Origin of the sequence: Moraxella sp. TY6 (assembly GCF_048551375.1) — a bacterium.
Lineage (GTDB): Bacteria > Pseudomonadota > Gammaproteobacteria > Pseudomonadales > Moraxellaceae > Faucicola.
The window spans coordinates 1-5,071 of the sequence record NZ_JBLYZJ010000029.1; the positions used below are offsets into that span (position 1 = coordinate 1).

Sequence of the window (5,071 nt, forward strand, 5' to 3'; positions counted from 1 at the left end):
CAACGCCAATCAACTACACGGTGAAAGACAACCAAGGCTTAGTCTCTAACGAAGCCACAGTGACTGTGACCTATCCATACCCACCTAAAGTCAGCATCACCGCACCAACGACCAACATCGCAACGGAAGGTGGTAGTATTACCAAGTTAAATTATACGGTTTCTCAGGACATTGTTAGTACCAAAAATACTACAGTATTAGTCAAACCTGATTTGACAGTTCTTGATACAGTTAAGGCAGTAGACATTACCTCTATCACTTATGTTGATGCTAGCGGTGCGACACAGACTATTACAGATGTGGCAGGCTTCTTTACTAATGGCGTGACGATTACCATTCCAGCAGGCAAACAGACAGGTGCGGTATTTACCTTTAATGTCAATAATGATGCTATTTATGAGCATACTGAAACACTAAAACTGGATATTTCTAAACCGACCAATGCAACCATTGATAAGCAAACTGCTAATGGTACAATTAACGACAATGATAAATTGAGTATTAGTCTTGATCCACCTGCTCATGTGTCTGAAGAAGGTTTAACAGGTGGTAATCCAGATACAATCTCTGCTTTGAAAGGTACAAATACTGGCTCAGTAACAGCAACTACTCTAGGCAATATTGATTGGGATATCACAAATTCCACCAAAATTGATGGCGTGATTCATGTGACAGGTGTTGACGGAACCGATAGTACTTGGCTGTCTAGTCTTGCCCTTAACATTGATTCAGGCACTACATTTAAGTCTGGTGGTGTGCAGTTACAGTGGAGTAAGTCTGTTGATAGTAATGGTAATACGGTTTGGTTAGCAGGTACAGATGCCAGTGGCACGAACCCTGCCTTGAAAATCACCCTAAATAAAACAGGTACTGCCACAGCAACAGGTGTTGACTTTAGTTATACCGCTGAGCTTCTTAGAGCAATTGATCATTCTAGTCCGAGTGGCGAAGATAATATGTCAATTAACTTTAATGTCAGTGTTACTGATAGTAAAACCCAAGTAGCAACCACAGCCACCACAGTAGTGGTGGTAGAGGATGACTCACCATTACTCTCAGCTACTAGCAAAGAAACAGCAGTACCACCGATTGATGTCAACTTAATGCTAGTATTGGACATATCAGGTAGTATGACAAGTACTGTTACCGATGCTACAGGCATTACTAAAACTCGTTTAGCGTGGATGCAAGACGCATTGACTCAAGCGATTAACCAATATGAATCATTTGGTGATGTCAAAGTCCGTATCGTGACTTTCTCAACAGCTGCCAGAGCATTAGGCTCTGAGTGGGTGACGGTGACCGAAGCCAAACAGTTGATTAATGCTTTGGAAGCGACAGGTGGCACTAACTATGAAGATGCGTTAAGTGTTGCTATGAGCGCATTTGATGACCCTGGTAAGATTGCCACAGGTATCAATAGAAGTGTATTTATTACTGATGGTTCACCAACTTATAATATGGGAGATGAAACAACTTTGACTGGTGAATTAGCTGGTACAGGTAGTACCACTACTACCAATGACGCTTTAAGTCCTGCTGAAGAAAAAATCTGGACTGATTTCTTAGCTCGTAAAAAGATTGACTCGACTGCTGTTAATATTGACCCAAATACCACAGTTGGTACACAATATATTGACCCAATCGCCTACAATGGTGAGACAGCGACCAACGCCAATGGTAAAGTAGTTAATCCATCAAAGCTTAAAGAAGAATTACTGAATGGTATTAACGTGGGTATATCGAATGGTGGTTTGTTAAGCTCTGTGAATGGTACTATCGCAACAGGCGGACTGGGTGCTGATGGTGGTATTATTCAAACTATTACTATCGATGGTGTGACTTATACTTACAATAAATTGACTAATACAGTCACCGCAAGCAATAATTCGACCCCAGCGTATACTCAGACGACCAACACCTTGGATATCCTTACAGCAAAACAAGGGCATCTGTATGTCAACTTTAGTACTGCGACTTATACCTATCAAGCGTCTAAAGTAATTCTCTCAGACTACCAAGAGCAGATTGCTTTCTCAACGATTGATAGAGATGGTGATACCTTATCGGGTAATACGACGTTAGATGTGTACCGTTTTGAAGCGACTAATGACAATATCATTACCAACCAAACAGGCTCGACTATTACCATCAAGCGGTCTGACTTGCTTGCCAATGATGTGGGTGATGGCGGGTTAGTATTCAACGGAGCGACCAACCCAGTCAATGGTACATTGGCATCAGCCACCTCTGAACCATTGAGCTTTACCTTTGGTAAATATGTCAGCGACCTTGGCACTATTGCGAAGACAATTACTGAAATTGCTAAAGATGCTTCAACTATTAATACTGATAATACCTTTGCCACAGCAACAAATATGGAGTATCGTAATTTCTTTGGTACGACTACAGACAAGACTGCACCAGTAGGTACAAAAGTAGCTAAGTTTACAGGAGCTATTAGTGATACAGCAGATGTTGACTATATCAGAATCCATTTAAACAAAGGTGAGATATTAACCTTGGATATTGATGGAACGACAAATGGTCTAGATACAGAATTGACTGTATATAATGAAAGTAAAGTATCAGTCATTAATAATGATGATAATACAGTAACTGATGCAGGTTCGGCTGCAACACAAGACTCATTCTTGACTTATACGGCAACTGCAACAGGTGATTACTTCATTAAAGTTAATGCCTATGGTGGTAGTACAACAGGTAGCTATAATTTATGGGTAGGTATTAATGATACAGCGTTAGCCAATACGACTAACACCACAGGAAGCTTTGACTACAGCATTACGCAGTCTGATAAGACGGACAGTGCCACAGTCAATATCACCCAAGTCACTGGCACGACCATTACAGGTACGATTGGTAACGACACCTTGATTGGTAGTAACAACCAAGCAGATATCTTGAATGGTGGCGAAGGTGATGATACCCTTATCGGTAATAGTGGTGCTGACACGCTCAATGGAGGTAATGGTAATGATATCCTAGTCTATGATGCGACCGATACCTCGGTAGCAGGTGGTGCAGGTACTGATACCTTATCAATGCTAGGTCAGACCGGCTTGATTAACCTATCAGCAGTACCTACTAATAAAATAACAGGTATTGAGAAAATTAGTATGGTTGATGGTGTTGCGCAAACGCTACAGATTACTGCATCAAGTGTGCTAAATATGGCTGATACCAAGAAACTATTTATTGATGGTGATAGTGTAGATACATTTACTTTGACAGGTTCTGGTTATACCAAATCTGCTAGTAGCAATGAAATAGGGTATAATATGTATACAGCCACCAATGGCACAACGCTCTATATTGATACCGATATTACTAAAATCATCTAACTCACCAATTTAACTCTCCGACAACACCAAAACCCACCGTCAATGCGGTGGGTTTTTTGCTACAGGCTTGCTTGATTCAACTAGTTTGACTGAATAAACATGGCACAAATATTGCTTGCTAATTTAAACATCACTTAAAATACATTATATTTTTTATTTAAAAATATAATGTATTTTTATTAAATAATATCAAACAACCGAATATTGTAAAATTTTGTAATTTATTAACAAGTTTTTACAAAAAGTGTATGAATAATACAAAATAAACTTACATTTGTAATGTAGAATAATCTTGGATGAGATGAATAGTGGGCTTTATCAGCCAATATTCTAGGCATCACTTGCCCATTATCCGAGAATGCTTGAGTTTTATCTATTATTCATCATCAGATGCACCCTATAACCATTATAATTTTATGTGTATGTGGTTAGCTTTTGAAAGATTCAAAATTTTATTTAGTAATATTTATCAGCTTAGACTTTTTTAAACCTAGGAGTATATTATGTTTCAACTTAAACACCTAAGCCTTGCATTAATTGCAGGGGTGTTTGCCATTAATACGGCACAAGCGGCCCGTATTGTTGATGAAGCAAATGTAAAAGCCGTAAACCAAGTCAAATGGCATAAAGTTGAAAACATCAATGCCGAAGACCTTGTAAAAAAAGACATCCCAAATAATTCTGCCAGCGTATTTTTCTTACGTAGAGCGGACAAAGACACCCTTCAAACCAGTGCCAACGTTGCCATCAATGACCGTTTCCAAGTTAGCCTACAACCAGGTAACTACAGCCAAGTATACTCATGCGTAGGTATCAACCAAATCAGTGGCGAAATCACAGGAAACAAAAACAACGACCTGCTAAAAAATGCCTTGACCTTTAATTTAGAGCCTAACACCACCTATTTCTTTGATGTTGACGTAGATGAGAACGGTGTAACAACCATCAAACACATTACCAAAGAGAGTGCCTTAGAAAGTCTCAAAACCATGAAGTACCAAACGCACCAAATTACTCGTGTTGTACCCAACTGTCAGCCAGCACCAGCACCTATTACAGCACCACCACCTGTGATTGTTGAACCGGCTTACGAAACCATCGAACTTAAAGTCCTATTTGACAACGATAAAGCAATCGTCAAACAACACTACTATGATGAAGTCAAGCGTGTTGCCGACTTTATGGCACGTCATCCTGAAGTAACCGCCACCATTGAAGGTCATACGGACAGTAATGCCAGTGACGCATACAATGTTGCATTATCACAACGCCGTGTGGATGCCGTCAAAAAAATCTTAATCAACACTTATGGTGTCGATGCAAGTCGACTTAACTCAGTCGGTTATGGCGAATCACGTCCTGTGGCTACCAATGCCACTGCCGAAGGTCGTCAACAAAATCGCCGTGTCGTTGCTGTGTTTCAAGCCAACTAAAACTAGATAGTAAATTATTATTATCAATAACAACGTTCGTAGTGAGTCGATGAAGTCTAAAAAACCATTATTTTATAATCTAACTTATAAATTATTTTTAACGATATCTAAAACAAACTCATTACGAACAAATAAACAAATATAGTTATTTTTATTAATTTTTTCTTAAAATTAAAAAATATTAAATAGGATAACCTATGAAAACTGTAAACATTAAAGCCTATACCACTGACAAAATTGTTAAAGAACTACAAGTTGTCACCAATGACGGAC

General features: G+C 39.1%; 2 protein-coding genes. Both read left to right on the plus strand.

The features are described from left to right. Nucleotides 1-3,365: VWA domain-containing protein (locus ACK1U4_RS11965; RefSeq protein WP_419401976.1), on the plus strand; the 3,365-nt coding region annotated here is incomplete at its 5' end. Nucleotides 3,366-3,868: 503 nt separating this feature from the next. Beyond that, the gene (locus ACK1U4_RS11970; RefSeq protein ID WP_419401977.1) at nucleotides 3,869-4,798 is read left to right on the plus strand and encodes an OmpA family protein; all 930 of its coding nucleotides are present in this window, start codon (nucleotides 3,869-3,871) and stop codon (nucleotides 4,796-4,798) included. The last annotated feature ends 273 nt before the right edge of the window (nucleotides 4,799-5,071 follow it).